This is a genomic window from Arthrobacter sp. NyZ413, from assembly GCF_049390645.1.
Classification (GTDB): Bacteria; Actinomycetota; Actinomycetes; order Actinomycetales; family Micrococcaceae; genus Arthrobacter.
In genome coordinates, this window is sequence record NZ_CP155434.1 from 1790509 (window position 1) to 1811584 (window position 21076).

A 21076-nucleotide genomic window follows, 5' to 3' on the forward strand; every position below is an offset into this window, starting at 1 on the left:
GCTGGTCTTTGACCGGCCGGGGCTGTAGCTTTGTCCGCGGCTTAGTGCGGCCAAGGCGCTAAAGTTGTATAGCACGTCAACAACCCTAAGGAGGGGCCGTTGGGACTTTTGGAGACAATCCGGAATCCGCAGGACCTAGGCAAACTGACCAACGAGCAGTTGGAGCAGCTTGCCGGCGAGATCAGGACTTTCCTCATCACCAACGTCGCTCAAACGGGTGGACACTTGGGCCCGAACCTCGGCGTGGTGGAACTCACCATGGCCATCCACAAGGTTTTCGATTCCCCCCGCGACAGCATTGTTTTTGACACCGGACACCAGTCGTACGTTCACAAGCTGCTGACCGGGCGTCAGGACTTCAGCACGCTACGGCAACAGGGCGGCTTGTCCGGATACCCGGATCGCGCCGAATCCGAGCATGACATCGTGGAAAGCTCCCACGCCTCGTCATCTCTGTCATGGGCGGACGGTATTTCCCGCGCAAGGCAACTGAAGGGCGAAAACGATCGCTGCGTCGTCGCCGTCGTGGGTGACGGGGCGTTGACGGGCGGCATGGCGTGGGAGGCCATCAACAACATCGCGGCGGACAAGCGCCGGCGCGTAGTCATCGTCGTCAACGACAACGGCCGCTCGTATGCGCCCACTGTCGGCGGACTGGCTGACTACCTCGCGTCGCTGCGGCCCACCATCGACTCTTTCCGTGCGACGCCCGCCTACGAGGTGGTGCTCGACTGGTGGAAGAAGAGGCTGCAGCAGGGCGGACCGATCGGCCAGTTCACCTACAAGAGCCTGCATGCCATGAAGAAAGGCATCAAGGACTGGTGGGCACCGCAGGGGATGTTCGAAGACCTTGGGATGAAGTACATCGGCCCGGTCGACGGCCATAACCTCAAAGCGCTTGAGCATGCCTTGTCCACGGCCCGGAACTATGGCGGCCCGGTGATTGTGCATGCCATGACCGAGAAGGGCCACGGCTACGCACCGGCCCTGGCCAACGAGGCAGACCAGTTCCATGCTGTGGGCGTCATCGATCCGGAGACCGGCGAGCCCACACAGGTTGGCGGCGCACGCTCGTGGACGTCGGTTTTCGCGGAAGAAATTGCCGATATCGCCGACGAACGCGAAGACATCGTGGGCATCACCGGGGCCATGCTGATTCCCGTGGGATTGCACACGTTCGCGGAACGGCACCCTAAGCGCGTCATCGACGTCGGAATCGCCGAACAACACGCCCTCACCTCAGCAGCAGGCATGGCGTTTGGCGGACTGCATCCCGTGGTCGCTATCTATGCGACCTTCCTCAACCGGGCGCTCGATCAGCTCCTCATGGATGTTGCCCTCCACAAAGCAGGCGTGACGGTTGTCCTGGACCGCGCCGGCGTCACCGGGCCGGACGGCGCCAGCCACCATGGCATGTGGGACATGGCGATGGTCCAGATCGTCCCCGGGCTGCATCTCGCCGCTCCACGCGACGCAAGCCGCTTGCGCGAGGAGCTTCGCGAAGCGGTCGCCATTTCCGATGCCCCCAGTGTGGTCCGCTTTTCGAAGGGCAGCGTCGGAAACGAGGTGGAGGCGATTGAGCGATTGTCCGACGGCGTCGATGTCCTGGCGCGTCGTCCGGCCGGATCCACGGAGAACGACGTCCTCATCGTCAGCGTTGGCGCGATGTCCGAGCTCGCTTTGGATGTTGCCGCCCGGCTCGGTTCGCAAGGCATCAGTTCCACAGTGGTGGATCCTCGCTGGGTCCTGCCCGTGCGCAAGTCGATCATCGCCCTCGCGGCGCGGCACCGCTTGGTTGTCTGCATCGAGGACGGCGTTCGTGCCGGGGGCATTGGTTCCCGGATCCGCCAGGAGATGCGCGCGGCCGGCGTGGACACCGCCCTCAACGAGGTGGGGCTTCCGGTCGAGTTCCTCGACCACGGAACCAGGAACGAAGTCCTTGAACGCGTCGGGCTTACCGCGCAACAAGTAGCGCACGACGTCGTCGCCCAGGTTCTGGGCACGAAGGTACCGTTTGCGCGTCCCCTGCCGGGACAGGAGCACCCGAGCACGGGCAGCCTCCCCAAGTTATGAGCCAGGATGCGATCGTCCAGGAAGGGAACCCGATGAGCGGAATTATCCGCACTTACAAGCGCGATGAGGATGCTGTCCTGCATTTTCGTGAGGCGTGGTACGACGACGAATTCAAACAGTTCGTCGTCAACCACGGGGTCGTCGGGCACCAGAGCCGCACCGAGGAATCCGACGTCGAGGACGATGACTCGGTGGAAGGCCTCATGGCGGCATTTGCGGCCCAGTGCGGAGAAGATGGCTATGCCGAGATTCCCGACGCAGAGCAGTTCTGGGTAGTCGCCCAGATCGCGCTGAAGACGAAGGACGGCACGGAGCGCGACCGCTACCTCGAACGGAAGGCGAAGGCTGCGTTGGCTAGTGAACTCGCGTGGCGGGGCCTTGGAGTGGTGGACCGTTCGGAAATCGCCGATTCAAAGCTCAACATCTTCTGCCTCTGCCCCGACGTGAACAAGGCGGTGAACGCCATCAAGGTCTGCATCCGCGGCGAGGACCTGGATTTCACCAAATTGAGCATCGCGGCTTCCCCGCATGGCGCCCCCGGTGAATTCAAAGTCAAGCATTCGCCGAAAACGGGTGCCGGCTTTACTCTCTAAGGACCACACCACTTCCTGGAAGGGACAACCATGGCTCCCAAGAGCAATTGGCCTGGCCACACTCCACTTCCGAAGGGTTTGTCCGCTCCCGCCCGTCGCGCGCTTGCCCATGAGGGCTTGGAAACCCTTGAACAGCTTGCAGAGTTCGGCGAGCAGCGGGTAGCGGCCCTGCATGGCATGGGTCCGAAAGTCATGGCCCAACTGCTGGAAGCCATGGAGGAAGCCGGAATTGCCTTCAGCTCATGAGCGGCGAGGCGGTTCCGGCCGGCGTTGTAGGGTGAATTCATGACTGAATATCGCCGCCTTGGACATTCCGGATTGACCGTCTCCGTTGTTGGCTTGGGGTGCAATAACCTCGGCCGCGCCAACACGGCAACAGAATCGCAGGAAGGCACGAACGCGGTAGTGCACGCGGCGCTGGACGCCGGCGTGACGCTTTTCGACGTCGCCGATGTCTACGGCCGCGAACCCGGCTTGAGCGAGGTCATGCTCGGGAAGGCGTTGAAGGGCCGCCGGGAAGACGCCATCGTGGCGACAAAATTCGGCATGGACATGCGCGGCGCCAACGGGAACGATTTCGGTGCCCGCGGATCCCGCCGCTACATCATCCAGGCGGTCGAGGCATCGCTGCGGCGCCTCGGGACCGAGTGGATCGACCTCTACCAGTACCACACGCCGGATCCCATGACGCCAGTGGAAGAGACCCTGGCCGCCCTTGACGAGCTCGTGTCCAGCGGGAAGGTCCGGTACATCGGCCATTCGAACCGGGCCGGGTGGCAAATCGCGGAAGCGGAGTACGTAGCGCGCATCCAGGGCGGGCCACGGTTCATTTCAACCCAGAACCACTACAACCTCCTGGATCGCCGCGCGGAACTTGAGGTATTGCCGGCAGCCCAGGCGTTCGGTCTCGGCGTCCTGCCGTACTTCCCCCTGGCCAACGGACTGCTCACGGGCAAGTACTCGCCCGGCAATGCTCCAGCGGGTTCGCGCTTGAGCCACACGCGGACCAACATGGTGGACGACGCCGACTGGGTACAGTTGGGCCGTTTCAGCCAGTTCGCGAAGGACCGGGGTTTGAGCGAATTGCAGGTGGCATTTTCCTGGTTGGCGGCACAGCCCGCGGTGTCCAGTGTGATCGCCGGAGCGACCCGACCGGAACAAATCCAAGAGAACGCGGATGCCGTGCGCTGGGTTCCGACGCCGGAAGAGCGCGCCGAGCTGGACGACATCTTCCCGGCATCGCCCAAGGTCGCTTTGTTTTGAGCGAAGAGAGGGCGACGGCGGCAAGCGGGCAAGCGGAGGCGGTCAGCCTCCTGGTGGATTGCGATACCGGCATCGACGACGCCCTGGCGTTGGCTTATTTGTGTAGCCTTCCGAACGTCGACCTCGTTGCGGTCAGCAGTACACCGGGGAACGTGGATGCTGAACAAGTGGCGCGGAACAACCTCGCGCTCCTTGAGCTGTGCGGCCGGCCCGGGGTTCCTGTGGCCATCGGTGCCCGGGCGCCCTTGCGGATCCCCTTGGTGACGACGCCGGAAACCCACGGTCCGTTCGGTATCGGTTACGCCGAGTTGCCGGAACCGCACGGACAGATCCAGGCCGTCGACGCCGTCGAACTCTGGATTGAAGCGGCCCGGTCGCGGCCGGGGGAGCTGACCGCACTCCTGACGGCGCCGCTCACCAATTTCGCCCTTGCCCTGCGCGCCGAGCCGATGCTGCCGGAACTGTTGCGCGGCGTCGTGATCATGGGCGGCAGCTACTTCTACCAGGGCAACACCACGCCCACCGCAGAGTGGAACACGCATGTCGACCCGGATGCGGCAGCCGAGGTGTTTGCTGCGTTTTCGGGTCTTCCGGAAGAGCGCCTGCCGGTTGTGTGCGCCTTGGAGAGCACTGAAAGGATCGAGCTGCGGCCGGAACACGTGGCGGCTTTGGCTGCGCGAGCCGGTTGTGAAGAACCGGAACTCGTGGCGCCGGAGCAAACGGAGGGGCGGCGCAGTAGGGCTTCCAACGAGCTCGTCAGGCACCTCAGCGACATGCTCCGGTTCTATTTCGAGTTCCATCGGCGCAACGGGCAAGGCTATGCTGCACATGTCCACGACTACTTCGCCGCGTCGGTCGCCGTCGGCACCGCGAGGTACCGGACGCGTACAGCGACGGTGCACGTGGAGACCGCATCGCCAAAGCTCATCGGTACCACTGTCGCCGATTTCCGCGGACTCTGGGGTGAGCCGCCCAATGCGCGCATCGTCGTGGAAAACCACCCGGCGGAGGCCTTTGACGAGCTGGTCCGATCGGTGGGCGGCCTTGGCCGTCGGCTGGATGCCTGAGGCCAAGGCCGCCGCGGGTCCGGTCGCTAGCTACTGACGGCGGCTAGGCAGGAACCGGGCGAGAGGCAACGCCCGGTGCGTGGAACCGCTTGCCGTTGATCCTTTCCGAAGCGCCAACCCGGTCCAGGTAAGGGGTGATCCCGCCGAGGAACATCGGCCACCCCGCACCGAGGATGACGCAAAGATCGACGTCCTCGGGACCGGCCACCACGCCTTCAGACAACATGAGGCCGATTTCCTGGGCCAAAGCGTCCTGGGTACGGCGCAGGACGTCCTCCGCCGTCGAGGGCGTGGTGCCGAAAGACATGAGGGACAGCGTCTCGGCAGGAATGACGGGCACCCCGTCCGGACCAGGGACCCAGAGTGTCTTCACGCCGTTGTCGATGAGTTTCTTCAGGTTCCCGGATATAGGGAACCGATCCCCGAAAGCGGCGTGGAGGGATTCCTGGACATGCTGGGCCACGGGCAGCCCCACCATCGCGCTCAGCGTGAACGGGCTCATGGGCAGGCCCATCGGGCGCAACGCCGAATCTGCGACGTCGGGCGGGGTCCCTTCATCGAAGGCCGCGATCACTTCGCCCATAAGCCGCAGCAGGATCCGGTTGACCACGAACGCGGGCGCGTCCTTGACCAGGACGGCCGTCTTCTTGAGCGCCCTAGCGAGTTCAAAAGCCGTGGCCAGCACGGCGTCGCCCGTTTGCGGAGCACGCACCACTTCCAGGAGCGGCATGACCGCGACGGGGTTGAAGAAGTGGAAGCCGAGCAACCGCTCCGGATGTCGGAGTCCGTCTGCCATCGCGGTGACCGAAAGCGATGAGGTGTTGGTGGCGAGGATGCATTCGGGGGAGACGATGGCTTCCACCTCGGCGAAGACCTGCTTCTTGACCGCGAGTTCTTCGAAGACAGCCTCGATGACGAAATCGGCGTCGGCGAACGCCTGCTTGGAAACAGAACCGCTGACGAGGGCCTTGGCCCGGTTGGCCGCATCCGCGCTGATTCGCTTCTTGCTGAGCAGTTTGTCCACTTCGGCATGGACGTAGCCGACGCCTTTGTCCACTCGTTCCTGGTCGATGTCCGTGATGACCACGGGGACTTGGAGCCGGCGCGCAAACAGCAACGCGAGCTGGCTCGCCATGAGGCCAGCCCCGACGACGCCGACCTTCGTGACCGGGCGTGCAAGCTTCCGGTCCGGTGCGCCGACGGGGCGCTTGGACCGTTTCTGCACGAGGTCCAGGAAAGCGTAGACCGTGGACCGGAATTCATCGCTTTGCATGAGCACGGCAAGCGTTTCGCATTCCAATGTTGCGGATTGCGCGCTGTTCATTGTCCGGTTGGCCTCAAGGATGTCCAGGACTTTCCCCGGCGCCGGCGAAGCATTCGACGTTTTGGCCTCGACGAACGCCCAGCCCGCCGCCACGGCTTGTGCCCACCGCTCCGCAACGGCCGGATCAGACGGATCCACGGCATTCTTCCGTTCCGGTGCGGTCTCGCCGGAGATCACTTTCGCGGCCCAGGCGATGGATTGCTCGAGGAAGTCCGCGGGCTCGAACATGGCGTCGGCGATTCCAAGCTGGAAAGCCTCGGGCCCGCTCAAGGTGCGGTTGTTGCTTAGCGGGTTCTCGATCATGACCTTGACCGCGTTCTCGGGCCCGATGAGCCGCGGAAGGATGTAGACGCCGCCCCAGCCTGGCACGAGGCCGAGGAATGCCTCCGGCAATCCGATGGCTCCGCCGCCGCTGGATACGGTGCGGTAGGTGGACTGCAGTGCGATCTCGAGCCCGCCGCCGAGGGCGAGGCCGTTGATGAAGGCGAAGCTGGGAACTCCCAGCCCGGCGAGCGTCCCATAGACATCGTGGCCAAGTTGCGCCATCCGTAGTCCGTCCTCGCGCTCTTCGAGCCTTTTGACCGCGGACAGATCGGCTCCGGCCACGAGGAAGTAGGGCTTGCCCGTCACGCCGACGCCCACGACCTCACCGCGCGTTGCGCGCTCTTTGAGGCCCTCGAGAAGGGTCCCGAGCTCGACGAGGGTGTTTGGTCCCAGCGTGGTGGGTTTTGTGTGGTCCAGGCCGTTATCCAGCGTGATCAAGGCGAATGTTCCTCCGCCTCCGGGCAATTCGATGTCCTGGAGGTAGGAGTGCGTCACGGTCTCGTCGGGGAACAATCGGGCCAGTTTCTGGAAGTCGGCGGCGCTCATGCTGTGGCTCCTGTGGTTTCGACGGCGGCGTAGTGCGGGTTCTCCCAGATGACCGTGGCACCCATGCCCAGGCCGACGCACATGGTAGTGATTCCGTAACGCACCGAGGGATCCTCCTCGAATTGGCGGGCGAGCTGGTTCATGAGCCGGACGCCGGATGATGCGAGGGGGTGACCGACGGCGATCGCGCCACCGTAGCGGTTCACGCGCGGATCGTCGTCGGCTATTCCGAAGTGGTCCAGGAAGCTCAAGACTTGGACCGCGAACGCCTCGTTGATTTCGATCAGGCCAATGTCCTCGATACCCAGCCCGGCGTTCTTGAGGGCCTTTTCAGTGGCGGGGACCGGTCCGATGCCCATGACTTCGGGTTCGACGCCGGCGAAGGCATAGGACACCAAACGCATTTTCACAGACAGCCCTAGTTCTTCGGCCGCTTCGGCGGACGCGAGGATGGCCGCCGTCGCGCCGTCATTCAAGCCCGCGGAGTTGCCCGCGGTGACGCGGCCATGGGGCCGGAAGGGGGTGCGCAGCTCCGCGAGGTCGGCCACGGTGGTTCCAGGCCGGGGTGGTTCATCCGCGGTGTTCAGGGTCCAGCCCTGGCCGGGCTTCATTGTGGCGACGGGAACGAGGTCCTGCTGGATCCGGCCGTTCCCGTATGCCGCGGCAAGTTTCCCTTGGGACGATGCCGCATAAGCGTCTGAGCGTTGCTTTGTGATGGCCGGGAAGCGGTCATGCAGGTTCTCCGCTGTATTGCCCATGTTCAAGGCAGTGGGATCCACTATGCGTTCGGACATGAAGCGCGGGTTAGGGTCGGCTCCTGCTCCCATGGGGTGGTTTCCCATGTGTTCTACGCCGCCGGCAATGACGACGTCGTACGCGCCGAAGGCGATGCCGCTCGCCGTCGTGGTGACTGCAGTCATGGCCCCGGCGCACATGCGGTCGATCGCGAAGCCGGGGACGCTGCGAGGCAGACCCGCGAGAAGCGCGGCGGTGCGTCCGATCGTGAGTCCTTGGTCGCCGGTCTGGGTGGTGGCCGCGATGGCGACTTCGTCGATGCGTTCGGCAGGCAGGGCAGGGTTGCGGCGCAGGAGGTCGCGGATGCACTTGACCACGAGGTCATCGGCGCGGGTGCCTGCGTAGATACCTTTCTCTCCCGCTTTGCCGAACGGAGTCCGGACGCCGTCAACGAAGACGACATCGCGAACAGTCCGCGGTGGCGCGCTGTTCCGGTTATGGCTCATGGGCGTGCTCCTCGTCAGGACGGGGTGACGGCATGCCAATACCGGCAGCCGCTGTCATGGACGCCATGTTACTCGCGGGTAACATATGCTGCAAGGATGCGGAGCGTATGGACACGGAGCGTATGGACACGGAGCGTGCGAGGCCTGGAAGTCAGCCTCTCGTCGCCTGGCTCCTGGACTCTTTGGGTGGCAGCGGTTGCGGATTCAGGGTCGCTTCCGTGATGATCGGCGCCGTGATGGCGATCTGCCATTCGCGCGCACCCAGTGCGCGCAGTTCCTCGGCCACGGATTCGACCGTGACGTCCAATGGCGGACGCCACAACACCCGCCGGAGATAGTCCGGAGTCAGGAGGTTCTCCACCGGAAGCTTGAGTTCGTCCGCGGCCGCCTGCAGCCGCGGACGAGCCGTTCCCAGGCGGGCTGCGGCGTCGGCATCGCGGTCCGCCCAGACGCGGGGCGGCGGGGGAGCGTTCGTGGGGAGGTGGAGCGGTGGGAGGTCATCGAGGGTTCGGGCAGTTGCGATGCAGCGCAACCAACGCGGCGCTTCCCGCTGGGCTGCCCGCCCGTGAAAGCCCTTCGTGGCGAGGAGTTGCGGAACAGTGGCAGGCATGGCCTTTGCCGCTGCAACCAACGCGGAATCGGGAATGAGCCTGCTTGGTGCGACGTCCCGCTTGCGCGCGAGCTGGTCGCGTTCGAACCACAGCTCCCGCACGGCAGCCAATTGGCGACGATCGCGGATCTGGTGCAGCCCGGAGGTCTTGCGCCACGGATCCACCCGTGGCGCGGGCAGCCCGGCTGCGAGGATTCCGGCGAACTCCTGCTCCGCGAACTCAAGCTTTCCGTCCTCTTCCAGGAGCTCGATGAGTTCCTCGCGCAGTTCGGCGAGGACTTCGACGTCGAGGGCCGCGTACCGGAGCCAGGGTTCAGGAAGGGGGCGGGTGGACCAGTCCGCCGCCGAGTGTTCCTTGGCCAGGCCAAAGCCCAGGAGCTGCTCGATGACGGCCGCGAGGCCGACACGGGGCAGGCCGGCCAAACGCGCGGCGAGTTCGGTGTCGAAGAGCTTGTCGGGCCACATCCCCAGCTCGGCCAGGCATGGAAGATCCTGCGTCGCGGCGTGCAGGATCCATTCGACGCCGTCAAGGGCGTCGTTGATGATGTGCAGGTCGTCAAACGGTTCGGGATCGATCAGCCAGGTTCCTGCGCCGTCGCGCCGGATCTGCACCAGGAAGGCGCGCTGGCCGTACCGGAATCCGGAGGCGCGCTCGGCGTCGACCCCGGCGGGGCCGCTGCCGGCGGCGATGGCGGCAGCGCACCGTTCGAGTCCGGACAACGTGTCGATCACGAGGGGTACGCCCTCTCGTGGCACATCCAAGTCGATGACCTCGGGAATCCGGCCTTCAAAGCCGTCCACGATGATGTGCGGTGCGGGATCAGCGGCCGGGTCGCCGGCCGTGGTTGGTTCCAGGTTTTCAGGGGTCATGGTGCCTTCAGTTTACCGACTCTGATCGCGGCCGGTCCGTGCGCGGGTTTCGAAGCCCCGCGCGGCGTGTCACGTCAGCCGCCGGTGCGGCAGCGGAGTGACACCCGGAGGCAGGGGAGGCAGCCCCGCGAACATGCACACCATGTCGCACCACGCCTCCAGGTGGGCCTGTGCATCCGAAGAGGCCGGGGTCCAGGAAGCACGGAGTTCGATGTCGATTGTCTCCGGCCGTTCGGCCAACGTCCCGAAGCTCTCGGAGAGGATGCGGGTGGCCGTTCCGCCGGCCGCCCGGTATTGCGCGGAGTGGTTTTCGAGGGCGTCCACCAACCACGTCCAGGCGACCGAACCGAGCATAGCGTCGTTGCCCATGTCGGCGTCCAATTGTGCTCGGATGTAAGTCACGATCCGGAACTCGCCGTCCCAGACGGCCGAGCCTTCCGGATCGTGCAGCAGGATGAACCTGCCGGTGGCGAGTTCTTCGTCGTCCTCGTCCCCGGCGCCCGAGGTACCCCGAAGATTCTCCTTGGAGAACGCCATCGCTGCCGGGCCGTGGACTGGGGTCCGGGCAGGTCGGGTTGAGCTGCTGAAGACTTCCGCGCCCAAGGCCACGGCGAAGGGTGCCAGGCGCGACGGTGCCGGTATTTCAGCAAGCTTCAACTCACTCCGGCACTGTGCTTTTCGTAGTGTTCCCAACGCATGCAAGAACTCCGCGGGAACTTGTGCAAGTCCGTTCACCATCGCAGATTATGTGTCCGGGGCGGCGAAACCATGAAGCCACGCCGCCCCGTCACATGCCCTATGCCCGGGCCAGTTCGCGCTTGATCGCGGCGACGAAATTGTCAATATCCTCTTCCGTGGTGTCGAACGAACACATCCAGCGCACTTCCCGGTTGGCTTCGTTCCAGTCATAGAACTTGAACGAGGAACGCAGCCGGTCGGCAACCCCGGCCGGCAGCACTGCGAACACGCCGTTCGATTCGGTGGCTTGAGTGGGTTCGACGCCGTCGATGGAATCCACCGCGGTCCGCAAGCGGGAAGCCATGGCGTTGGCATGCTGCGCCGAACTGAGCCACAGGCCCGACTCCAGGAGCGCGATGAACTGGGCCGAAATGAAACGCATCTTGGACGCCAGCTGCATGTTCATCTTGCGGAGGAAAGTCAGTCCATGGGCAGCTTCAGTGTTGAGTGCAACCACCACTTCACCGAACAGGAGCCCGTTCTTGGTCCCGCCGAAGGACAAAATGTCCACGCCGGCGTCGCGGGTGAAGTTCCGCAGGGGAACGCCGAGGTGGGCGGCCGCGTTCGCGAGCCGGGCGCCGTCCATGTGCAGCTTCATGCCCTTGGCGTGGATGTGGTCGGCGATCGCCCGCACTTCTTCGGGGGTGTAGCAGGTTCCGAGTTCCGTGGTTTGGGTGATGGACACCGCGAGCGGTTGTGCCCTGTGCTCGTCCCCCCAGCCCCACGCCTCACGGTCGATGAGTTCCGGGGTCAATTTTCCGTCCGGGGCAGGAACTTGGAGGAGCTTGATCCCGCCGATCCGTTCCGGGGCGCCGTTTTCGTCCATGTTGATGTGGGCCGTCGAAGCGCAGATCACGGCTCCCCAGCGCGGAAGCAGCGATTGCAAGGAAAGGACATTGGCCCCCGTGCCGTTGAAAACGGGGAAACACTCAATGCCAGTCCCGAAGTGCTGCTCCATGACTTCGTGGAGCCGTTCCGTGTACTGGTCCTCGCCGTAGGAAACCTGGTGGCCCCCGTTTGCCGCTGCCAGGGCGGCGAGGATTTCAGGGTGGACGCCCGAATAGTTGTCCGAGGCGAATCCGCGGACGGAAGGATCGTGAAGTCGACCCTTGGGTTCGGAATCGAGGGCGGCAGGGACTTCCTGAGTTGTGCTCGTCACTAGTTCATTCACGCTTTCAGTCTATTTCGCAAGGTGGAGGCGTTGTCCGTTCAGTTCCGCCGCCGGCTGGTCGAATAACCGGAGCGCCGCCGTCGCCAGTTCTTCGACGTCCGTGTATCCCGGGAACTTCCGTTCCGGGTGTTCTTGCCGCATGGCGTCGTCCACCAGCGCTTTGACGACAAACACGACGGCGGCACTGTGCTGTTCGGTACTGCTGTGCTGTTCGGTACTGCTGTGTTGTTCGGTACTGCTGTGTTGTTCGGTACTGCTGTGTTGTTCAATTCCCGGTCCGCCGGCCTGCGCGCGGTGGAATCCTTCGGCGACGGCCATGGTCCAGGTTTCCGCGGCTGCCTTGGCCGCGGCGTAACTGGCTGCTGCGGCGGTCGGTGCCGCGACCGTCGTCGAACTCACCATGGCGAGACGCCCCACGGGCGATGCCTCAAGGTCGCCATAGAACACGCGTGAGACGTTCCTCAGCGTGGTGACGTTGCTCTGTTCAAGCGCGTACCAGTCCTCGTCCGACTGGTCCTCGATTCCCGAAGCACCGCGCCATCCTCCGACCAAGTGGATGACGCCGTCGACCGATCCCGCAGAGCCCCTGACGGCCGCGGCCAGTTCACGCACCGAATCCAAGCTGCTGAGATCGAACGAAAGGGCCTCGACGCCGGGGCCGGCCTGCATTGCTGCCGCCTTGATGCGCACATCATCCGAACCTACGGTCGTGACCCGGTGCCCGGCGCGGGCGAACGCGCGGGCCACGGCGATGCCGGAGGCGGAACTGCCTCCCGTGATGAGGATGTTGAGCTTGTCCGCGGTCATGGTCACTCCGTCGTGCCCGTGATGCCGCTGGTGGATTCAATGACCGGCCGCATCTTCTTCTCGAGTGCTTCGTAGAACATTGAAAGGGGGAATTCGTCGTCGAGCACCTGGTCGGTGAGGCCCCGGGGCGGCCCGTCCAGGGGAAGCGCTGCCGGGCCTTTCGCCCACGTCGAGGCCGGGTGGGGAGTGACCGTCCCGGAAATGAGTTCGTAGGCCGCAAGCCAGTGCGCCGCCTTCGGGCGGTCGATCGAGCGCCAGTACAGTTCGTCGATCCGGGCGCCGAGTTCAATTACGACGTCGGCCGCTTCGTCCCAGTCGATGCTGAGTTTGCTGTCGGTCCAGTGCAGGACGTGATGCTGGTGCATCCAGGCGAAAAGGAGCTGGCCTCCCAGACCGTCGTAGTTGCGGACACGGTTGCCCGTGATGGCAAAGCGGAAAATGCGGTCGAAGATCACGGCGTACTGGACGAGCTTGGCGTGGCGGCGTGCATCAGCCGGCGCTTCGTCATCCTTTGAGATACGAACCGACTCGCGGAACGCCGTCAGGTCGCAGCGCAACTCTTCCAGCGAGTAGAGGAAGTACGGCATGCGCTGCTTGATCATGAAGGGATCGAACGGCAGGTCGCCGCGCATGTGCGTGCGGTCATGGATGAGGTCCCACATCACGAAGGTGCGTTCCGTGAGTTCCTGGTCATCAAGGAATTCGGCGGCCTCGGCCGGCAATTCGAGCGAAGTGGTTTCGGCGGCTGCCTTGAGGACGCGCCGGAAACGCGCGGCCTCCCGGTCCGCGAAGATCGCGCCCCACGTGAAGGCGGGCGTCCGGCGTACGGCAACTGTCTCGGGGAACAGCACGGCGGAGTTCGTGTCGTATCCCGGAGTGAAATCGAGGAACCGGATGGGGACGAACAGCTTGTTGGAGTACTCGCCGGCCTCCAGGCCCCCGATGAATTCGGGCCAGATCACCTCGATGAGGACAGCCTCCACGTAGCGGTTCGCGCTGCCGTTCTGCGTGTACATGGGGAACACGACAAGGTGCTGGAGCCCGTCTTCGCGGTTCTCCTGCGGTTGGAAGGCGAGCAACGAATCGAGGAAATCCGGGACGCCGAAACCGGCATCGCCCCACCGCCCGAAATCCTTGACCAGGAGATCGAGGTACGTCGCATCGTGCGGGAACGCGGGAGCGAGCCTCTTGATGGATTCCATGATGGTGCCCGTGTGTTCACGCGCGACCGCGTGGTGCGCCGGATCCTGGATGGAACCGTCTTGGCTTTGGAATTCCTGCAGTGCGGTGGCGGCGGACTTCAGGGCGAGCCAATCCCGGTTGTCCGACGTGATGCGCGGGCGGGCGATGGTTGCGGTGGTGGTCATCGTCGACGGTGCCTTTCCTCAAATTGTTGTTCTGAGGTGAGCGTAACAAGGGAACAGATGCCCTAATCCAAAAGTGGGTCGAGCATAAGAAACTGTTGCTCATGATGTTCCGGCGACGTCGGAAGGTCCAGCCGGAGGAAGGCTGGACCTTCCGGGGATGCGGCGTCGGGAAGCGCTACTGCCCCGCAGCCGTCTCGATCAACCGGAGGGACACCGAATTGATGCAATACCGCTGGTCAGTGGGCGTTCCGTAGCCTTCGCCCTCGAACACGTGGCCCAAGTGGGAATCGCAATTGGCGCAGCGGACCTCCACCCTTTCCATGCCCAACGTGCGGTCGTGCAAGTACCGGACCGTGCCTTCGGCCAGAGGCGCCCAGAACGACGGCCAGCCACAGTGCGAATCGAATTTCTCATTGCTTGTGAAGAGTTCCGCGCCGCATGCCCGGCACTGGTACACACCGGCCGTATGGGTGTCCCAATATTCCCCGGTGTACGGGCGTTCGGTGCCCGCCTGCCGAAGGACCTTGAACTCCTCGGGGGTAAGCTCCTCACGCCATTCGGCTTCGGTCTTTTCCACGCATTGCTTGTCCCGCGGCAAATCCTGGTGGGGAACGTCGGCCAGTGGATCCGCAGCTTCGAAGTACTTCCTGTTATCTGCAGTGCTCATGCTCTCTCAACGCTTACGAGTCGCCGATAAATCCCGAACCCGCATAAAGATGCAGGACCGGCAAGCCAAGCTGGTCCTGGGCCTTGTTGGCCCAGTCCGTGTGGAAGGTGTCGGCGATCGCATGCGGACGGGTGACCACCACAGCCTGTGCCGCGTCCAAAGCCTTGACCTTCGAGACCAAGCCGGCAACGGCGCCGCCGTCGACGATTTCCCCCGTCACGCCGCCACCGAGGCCGCCAAGCGCCGCCAGCGAAAGGGACAGCGCCTCCGCCGCGTGTGTCCGTTCCTTCTGCGGGTCCGGCGCCTGTGCAACCAGGTCCCGGAACGCCTTCGCCACTTCAAGCATCGACAGGTTCTCGAGGAAGTCCACTACGAGGTGCCGCTCCGTATTCGCGGGGACCAGGACAACCAAAGGCGCGTCGCCGTCGTCGAGCAATTTGGCAATATTGACGCGGTCTTCCGGGCCGAGGGGCTCTTCCGTAAGTATGACGATTGGATCACTCATGGCTACAGAGTAGACCTGAGTACGCCAAGTGGCACGCATGCCTGCACCGAGCACGCATCGGCACCGGGGACAATGGTGACATGGCATCCATTCCGCGAGTCGCACGGGTCCGGTCAACACCGGGCCTTGCTGCGCCGAACGACGTCGACCTCAAGAAAATGCCGCTGGCCAAGTGGGCCATCGCTGGAGTCGTCGTCGGCGGCGGGATCGCGGGGCTGCTCGGTGCCGGGTCTTCGGCGCTCGCCGCCTATTTCGCGCGGCGCATCATCACCCCCTCCGTGCGCGAATCCGACCAGGAAGTACTGGCGGTGGTACGCGGCGATACCGGGCTCCAGGTCATCCTCGCGGCCACTCCGGACACCACGGCAGACGGCATCTTCAGCTTGTTCTTCGCCGGTGGCAAGGGATTCGCCCGGATCGGCAGGATTACGTCCTATTCGCCTGCCGAGCGGACCGTGCAGCGGGAAGTCGAGGAGGTCTACAGCGGAGACCTCGCGACGGCGCGGCGTGGCTGGTGGAGCGGGGCGGTCTACGATTCCCCTGCCGCGCTCGGCCTCGAGTCGGAAGAGGTGCAGATCGACGTCGACGGCGGCAAGGCCCCCGCCTGGCTGGTCCGCTCCGAAGCCGGCAAGACAGCGAAGGTTTGGGCCATCATGGTCCACGGCCGCGGTGCCACGCGCCTTGAAGGTCTCCGCTCCCTGCGGATCGCGGGGGAACTGGGGCTCGACAGCCTGCTGATTTCCTACCGCAATGATGGGCTGGCGCCTTCCGCAAGCGACGGCCGCTACGGGCTCGGCTCAACTGAATGGCACGACGTCGATGCCGCCATCGATTTCGCCCTCGCCCAGGGTGCCCACGAGGTTGTCTTGTTCGGCTGGTCGATGGGCGGGGCGATCTGCCTGCAGACCTCGGACCTGTCCCGCAACCGGCACCTCATCCGCGCGATGGTCTTGGACGCCCCCGTGATCAATTGGGTCAACGTCCTCGCCCACCATGCGCACATCAACCGGATTCCCTACGCGGTGGGACGCTACGGGCAATTGATGCTCGGCCATCCGCTTGGCCGTCGCCTCACAGGGCTGGCCGCACCCGTCGATTTGAAGGCAATGGACTGGGATACCCGGGCGGTGGAGCTCAGGACCCCGACGTTGGTGATCCATAGCATCGACGACGAGTACGTTCCCTACGGCCCTTCGGCAAGCCTCGCCGCGAAGAACCCGGAAATGGTCACTTTCGAGCCTTTCCACGGGGCCAGGCACACCAAGGAATGGAACGTGGACCCGGAGAAGTGGGAACAGGTGGTACGGTCCTGGCTTGCCCCGCACCTACAGCCCCGGAGCGGTCCGCCATCGGTTGACGACTGCCAGCAGTGAGTCCAGTGGCACCGCCGGGCCGGAGTGATCAGGCCCGCGTTCCTTAGTGGTTGCTCCCGATCGGCGCGGTTTGTGCGCCAGTGAGCTTGATGAGATCGGCCGGAGCCAGTTCGATGTCCAGGCCGCGCCTTCCCCCGGACACGAGGACCGTGCCGAACGCCAAGGCTGATTCGTCCAGCACCGTAGGGGAGGACTGGCGCTGGCCCAACGGCGAAATGCCGCCCAGGACGTAACCGGTGCGCCGCTCGGCTGCCTTGGGTTCGGCCATGGCCGCCTTCTTCGACCCCAGGGCCGCGGCGATGGCCTTGAGGTCCAGTGTTCCGCTGACCGGAACGATCCCGACGGCGAGCTTTCCATCGACGTCAACCATCAGGGTCTTGAACACGCGGGCCGGATCGATTCCGAGGACCTCCGCGGCCTCAAGCCCGTAACTCGCTGCCGAAGGATCATGGGTGTAGGGGTGCAGCGTAAAAGGAACACCGGCCGCAGCCAGGACGGCTGTAGCCGGCGTTCCTTGCGAAGCCTGTTTCCTGGCCATCGTCGCCGTTCAGTTGAGCAGTCGGTCCGCCGCGGCGACCTTGCGTTTGATCCGTCCCAACATCGCCGTCATGCCGCGCATGCGCAGCGGAGTGATGGCTCGGGTCAGGCCAAGCAATTCCGGCATGTCGTCCGGAACCGCCAGGATCTCAGCCGCGGTAAGCCCATCGAGTCCTTCGTGCAGGACCCCGGCGAAACCGCGTGTGGTGGGTGCTTCGGGCGGTGCCTTGAAGAACAAACGGTAGGCGACGCCGTCGGCGTTCCTTTCCTGTTCGATCGTCAGGAACAGCGGCGATTGGCACTCGACAACCTGCTCGAGGAGTTCGGGGTGGTCCAGCAGTCGCTCGGGCAGCGCCGGGAGGCCCCGGGAGAACTCAAGCAGGAGTTGAAGGCGGTCCGGCTCCGTCAGTGCCTGGAAGTCATCGACAATTTCCGCCAGCGCGGCGGGCAAAGTATTGGTACTCATCACTTCCAGCTTACGCAGATCCGGGGCACTTAGTCCCCGGATCCCGTAATATGGCGAGGCCCTGGAGTCCGGGCCCTACTTTCCGACGAAGGCCGGGATGGAGCCGCGTTCGGCGCCCTTGGCGATCGGTACGCGCACGGCGTTGCCCCACTCGGTCCACGAACCGTCGTAGTTGCGGACGGTGTCGAAGCCGAGCAAGTACTTCAGGGCGAACCAGGTGTGGCTGGAACGCTCGCCGATGCGGCAGTACGCCACGACGTCGTCACCTTCGGTGAGGCCTGCTTCGCCAAGGTACAGGGCCTCCAGTTCGGCGCGGTTGCGGTACGTGCCGTCCTCGGCCGCGGCGCGGGCCCACGGAATGGATGCCGCGGTGGGGATGTGGCCGCCGCGGAGCGCGCCCTCTTCCGGGTAGGCCGGCATGTGCGTCCGCTGACCCGTGTACTCTTCCGGCGAGCGGACGTCGATCAGCGGCTTGCCCAAGTGAGCGAGGACGTCGTCCTTGAAAGCGCGGATCGGGGAGTCGTTGCGCTCGACGACGGGGTACTCGCCGGCCGAGGGCTGCGCGACGTCGGTGGTGATTTCCCGGCCTTCGGAGATCCACTTGTCACGGCCGCCATCCAGGAGCCGGACGTCCTCGTGGCCGAAGAGCGTGAAGACCCAGAGGGCGTAGGCGGCCCACCAGTTGGACTTGTCGCCGTAGATCACCACGGTGGTGTCGCGGGAGATGCCCTTGGCCGCTGCCAGCGCCGCGAAAGCTTCGCCGTCCACGTAGTCCCGGGTGACTTCGTCATTCAGGTCCGTGTGCCAGTCGATCTTGACCGCGCCGGGAATATGGCCGGTTTCGTACAGCAGGACATCTTCGTCGGATTCGACAACAACCAGATTGCCGTCATTAAGGGCACCGGCTTCAATAGCTGCGGCAAGCCATTCGGTAGACACAAGCCGCTCGGGGTGGGCATAAGCGGCGAACTTCTCGTTCTGTTCAACGGGGTAGGACATAGGTATGGCCTTTCACAGACAACGGTCGGCGCCGGGCCTTGGGCGTGTTCCGTTGCCCGGCATGAACCCCACATTATCGAGGCCGCAAAACTATCGCTTCCTGCGGTTCACATGGTGACATATGTCCTTCATCACGTGTCCGCCGGTGCTGTGGCATTGCCCGGTATTCTTGCTGGGGACTTACGACACGAAGAACGGACCACCTTGGTACAAATCGAACAGCTCGCAGCGCGAACCCCGGCGATCTCTGTGGATGAGATCCTCAAGGGTTTCCATCCTTCGCCGCGGTTCGGTGACGTCTCTTTCACGAGCTATCGGCCGGATCCGAACCAGCCGAGCCAAGCGGAAGCCGTCAAGGCTCTTGAGGCATTCGGGGCAACAGTCGGCTCAAGCGACGGCGAAGGGCTGTTCAAGCGTCTGTTCGGAAAGAAGGCCAGCGCACGGGCGGGCATATACCTCGACGGCGGATTCGGCGTCGGCAAGACGCACCTCCTCGCGTCGCTGTGGCACTCCGCTCCCGGGCCGAAGGCCTTCGGAACGTTCGTCGAGTACACCAACCTTGTGGGCGCGCTGTCCTTCCGCAAGACGGTTGAAGCGTTGAGCAGCTACAAATTGGTGTGCATCGACGAATTCGAGCTCGATGACCCGGGTGATACCGTGCTGATGTCCCGCCTCATGCGCGAACTCGCCGACGCCGGAGTGAAGCTCGCTGCCACGTCCAACACCCTGCCGGGTTCGTTGGGCGAAGGCCGTTTTGCCGCCGTCGATTTCCAGCGGGAAATCCAGGTCCTCGCGGACCAGTTCGACGTCGTCCGGATCGACGGCGAAGACTTCCGCCACCGCGGCTTGCCCGCCGCCCCTGCGCCATTGAAAACAGACGAACTGAAGCACCGCATGCAAGCGGAGTTCGACGGCCGGACCGTCGCCGTGGATGATTTCCGGGGCCTGATCGACCACCTGGCCGGCGTTCACCCCAGCCGTTACCGCAAGCTCATTGACGGGATCGACGGAGTGGTCTGGCGCGACGTCGAAACGATCACCGAGCAGGCCGTCGCCTTGAGGTTCGTGGTCCTTGCGGACCGTTTGTACGACAAAGACGTCCCGATCCTCGCCAGTGGAGTTCCGTTCGACAAGCTCTTCACCGAGGACATGATGACCGGCGGATACATGAAGAAGTACTTCCGCGCCGTCTCGCGCCTCACGGCGCTGGCGCGTGAAGGCCAAGTCCACGAACCGTCCTGAACACGAACCGTCTTGAACACGAACCGTCCTGAACACGAACCGTCCTGGGCGGCGCGGCTCCTAATTCAGTGATTCCCGGGGCTTGAGAACCTGGCGCACCAGTATTCCTGCGGCAAGTGCCCAGAACGCGGCACCGATTCCCCCGAAACTGAGGCCCGAGGCAGCCACCAGGAAGGTTACTGAGGCGCCGATCCGTTCCTCTGCGACCGCCAATGCCGACGCAATTGCCGAGGCCATTGTGCCCAGGAGGGCCAGGCCCGCCACTGCCTCCAAAAGGCCCGGGGGAGCGGCGGCGACGACGGTCACGAGGGCTGCGGAGAAGGCCGCGAGCACAAGGTACGCCAAGCCCGAGGTGAAGGCGGCGATCCAGCGGCGGCTCCTGTCCTCGCCCGCTTCGTCACCTGCCGCCAAAGCTGCACTCAACGCGGCAAGGTTGATCGCATGCCCGCCGAAGGGAGCACCAAGAACGGTGCCCGCACCGGTCACCAGCATGGACGGACGCCATGGGACGGTATAGCCGAACGACTTGAGTACAGCCGTTCCGGGAATGTTCTGGGACGCCATGGTCACCACGAACAGCGGCAACGCGATACCGGAGGCCGCGCCGAAGGTGAATGACGGCGTCGTCCAGTGCAGTTCCGGCAGGAGCCGGTTGGCAGGGATCGCCGCTCCATTGGCCACGATGTAGATCCCGATGACGCCAAGGGCCACTATGAGTGCCGCAGGCACCGACCAGCGCGGAGCGAACTTCATCATGATGAGCCAGCTCAGGATCACCGGGGCGACCAGCAGGGGAGCGGTGCCGAGGGCCTTGAATGGGGCAAGGCAGAGGGACAGCAGCACGCCGGCGAGCATCGCCTGTGCAAGCGCAGTCGGTATCATCTCCATCAGCCTGCCGAGGGGCGGAACAAGGCCGGTCAGGACGATCAGCACCCCGGCGATCAGGAAAGCGCCGACGGCGGCCGGCCATCCGCCGTCGGGCACTCCCGCGCTGGCGAGCAATGCGGCGCCCGGCGTCGACCACGCGAGCGTGACCGGAAGGCGGGAGCGCCACGAAAGCCATAGGACGCCGACCCCGAAGGTGAGTGTGAGCGCGAGGAGGCCGCTCGCTGCTTGCTCCTGCGACGCCCCGACAGCCTTGAGCCCGGCGAGTACTACGGCAAAGGAGGAAGTGAATCCGACCAGCGCCGTGACGATCCCGGCGACGAGGGGACGGGAGAGCTGAAGGGAATGCGACTCACGCGGTTGTCTTGTGTCAAGGGGTGACGCTGGCATAATCCCTCACGTTACCGG

At 64.5% G+C, this 21076-nt stretch carries 20 protein-coding genes; 7 read left to right on the forward strand and 13 right to left on the reverse strand.

Going from position 1 to position 21076, the window contains the following annotated elements:
• Positions 1-99 precede the first annotated feature (99 nt).
• The 5 genes from dxs to ABCW42_RS08400 are packed head-to-tail and all read left to right on the forward strand — an operon-like array spanning position 100 to position 4996.
• Positions 100-2073 (forward strand): 1-deoxy-D-xylulose-5-phosphate synthase, encoded by a 1974-nt coding sequence (gene dxs, locus ABCW42_RS08380; protein WP_423184402.1) that lies wholly within the window; start codon positions 100-102, stop codon positions 2071-2073.
• 32 nt (positions 2074-2105) lie between these two features.
• Positions 2106-2666: a hypothetical protein gene (locus tag ABCW42_RS08385; protein ID WP_423184403.1), complete on the forward strand. Its 561-nt coding sequence runs from the start codon at positions 2106-2108 to the stop codon at positions 2664-2666.
• 30 nt (positions 2667-2696) lie between these two features.
• Positions 2697-2912, forward strand: a complete 216-nt coding sequence (locus ABCW42_RS08390; RefSeq protein ID WP_423184404.1) for a hypothetical protein — start codon at positions 2697-2699, stop codon at positions 2910-2912.
• 39 nt (positions 2913-2951) lie between these two features.
• Positions 2952-3929 carry an aldo/keto reductase gene (locus ABCW42_RS08395; RefSeq protein WP_423184405.1) on the forward strand — a complete coding sequence of 326 codons (978 nt, stop codon included), beginning with the start codon at positions 2952-2954 and terminating at the stop codon, positions 3927-3929.
• A complete protein-coding gene (locus tag ABCW42_RS08400) occupies positions 3926-4996 on the forward strand; it encodes a nucleoside hydrolase (protein ID WP_423184406.1) in 1071 nt (356 codons plus the stop codon). Before ABCW42_RS08395 ends, ABCW42_RS08400 begins: the two co-directional genes overlap by 4 nt.
• A gap of 43 nt (positions 4997-5039) precedes the next feature.
• Here ABCW42_RS08400 and ABCW42_RS08405 read toward each other — a convergent pair whose 3' ends face one another.
• The 9 genes from ABCW42_RS08405 to ABCW42_RS08445 form a co-directional block, all read right to left on the reverse strand.
• The gene (locus tag ABCW42_RS08405) at positions 5040-7190 is read right to left on the reverse strand and encodes a 3-hydroxyacyl-CoA dehydrogenase NAD-binding domain-containing protein (protein ID WP_423184407.1); all 2151 of its coding nucleotides are present in this window, start codon (positions 7188-7190) and stop codon (positions 5040-5042) included.
• Positions 7187-8431 (reverse strand): thiolase family protein, encoded by a 1245-nt coding sequence (locus tag ABCW42_RS08410; RefSeq protein ID WP_423184408.1) that lies wholly within the window; start codon positions 8429-8431, stop codon positions 7187-7189. Before ABCW42_RS08410 ends, ABCW42_RS08405 begins: the two co-directional genes overlap by 4 nt.
• Positions 8432-8582: 151 nt before the next feature.
• On the reverse strand, positions 8583-9911 hold the full coding sequence (locus ABCW42_RS08415; protein WP_423184409.1) for an HRDC domain-containing protein: 1329 nt from the start codon (positions 9909-9911) through the stop codon (positions 8583-8585).
• A gap of 69 nt (positions 9912-9980) precedes the next feature.
• A complete protein-coding gene (locus ABCW42_RS08420; RefSeq protein WP_423184410.1) occupies positions 9981-10649 on the reverse strand; it encodes a DUF3000 domain-containing protein in 669 nt (222 codons plus the stop codon).
• A 58-nt stretch (positions 10650-10707) separates the two neighbouring features.
• Positions 10708-11820: a threonine aldolase family protein gene (locus ABCW42_RS08425; RefSeq protein WP_423184411.1), complete on the reverse strand. Its 1113-nt coding sequence runs from the start codon at positions 11818-11820 to the stop codon at positions 10708-10710.
• 9 nt (positions 11821-11829) lie between these two features.
• On the reverse strand, positions 11830-12627 hold the full coding sequence (locus ABCW42_RS08430; protein WP_423184412.1) for an SDR family NAD(P)-dependent oxidoreductase: 798 nt from the start codon (positions 12625-12627) through the stop codon (positions 11830-11832).
• Positions 12628-12629: 2 nt separating this feature from the next.
• Positions 12630-13994 carry a DUF6421 family protein gene (locus tag ABCW42_RS08435; protein ID WP_423184413.1) on the reverse strand — a complete coding sequence of 455 codons (1365 nt, stop codon included), beginning with the start codon at positions 13992-13994 and terminating at the stop codon, positions 12630-12632.
• 175 nt (positions 13995-14169) lie between these two features.
• The gene (msrB, locus tag ABCW42_RS08440) at positions 14170-14661 is read right to left on the reverse strand and encodes a peptide-methionine (R)-S-oxide reductase MsrB (RefSeq protein ID WP_423184414.1); all 492 of its coding nucleotides are present in this window, start codon (positions 14659-14661) and stop codon (positions 14170-14172) included.
• A gap of 13 nt (positions 14662-14674) precedes the next feature.
• The gene (locus ABCW42_RS08445) at positions 14675-15166 is read right to left on the reverse strand and encodes a hypothetical protein (RefSeq protein WP_423184415.1); all 492 of its coding nucleotides are present in this window, start codon (positions 15164-15166) and stop codon (positions 14675-14677) included.
• Positions 15167-15324: 158 nt separating this feature from the next.
• On the opposite strand from ABCW42_RS08445, the gene ABCW42_RS08450 reads away from it, so the two are divergent.
• Positions 15325-16539, forward strand: a complete 1215-nt coding sequence (locus ABCW42_RS08450) for an alpha/beta hydrolase family protein (RefSeq protein WP_423184839.1) — start codon at positions 15325-15327, stop codon at positions 16537-16539.
• A gap of 43 nt (positions 16540-16582) precedes the next feature.
• On the opposite strand, the gene ybaK is transcribed toward ABCW42_RS08450, so the two are convergent.
• From ybaK to ABCW42_RS08465, 3 genes are all read right to left on the reverse strand, one after another.
• A complete protein-coding gene (gene ybaK / locus ABCW42_RS08455) occupies positions 16583-17077 on the reverse strand; it encodes a Cys-tRNA(Pro) deacylase (protein WP_423184416.1) in 495 nt (164 codons plus the stop codon).
• A 9-nt stretch (positions 17078-17086) separates the two neighbouring features.
• Positions 17087-17542 carry a SufE family protein gene (locus ABCW42_RS08460; RefSeq protein WP_205754078.1) on the reverse strand — a complete coding sequence of 152 codons (456 nt, stop codon included), beginning with the start codon at positions 17540-17542 and terminating at the stop codon, positions 17087-17089.
• Positions 17543-17617: 75 nt separating this feature from the next.
• Positions 17618-18541, reverse strand: coding sequence for a sulfurtransferase (locus ABCW42_RS08465; protein ID WP_423184417.1), 924 nt, complete (start codon positions 18539-18541; stop codon positions 17618-17620).
• A 204-nt stretch (positions 18542-18745) separates the two neighbouring features.
• On the opposite strand from ABCW42_RS08465, the gene zapE reads away from it, so the two are divergent.
• Positions 18746-19783, forward strand: a complete 1038-nt coding sequence (gene zapE / locus ABCW42_RS08470) for a cell division protein ZapE (RefSeq protein ID WP_423184418.1) — start codon at positions 18746-18748, stop codon at positions 19781-19783.
• 60 nt (positions 19784-19843) lie between these two features.
• On the opposite strand, the gene ABCW42_RS08475 is transcribed toward zapE, so the two are convergent.
• Positions 19844-21058 (reverse strand): benzoate/H(+) symporter BenE family transporter, encoded by a 1215-nt coding sequence (locus ABCW42_RS08475; RefSeq protein WP_423184419.1) that lies wholly within the window; start codon positions 21056-21058, stop codon positions 19844-19846.
• Positions 21059-21076 lie beyond the last annotated feature (18 nt).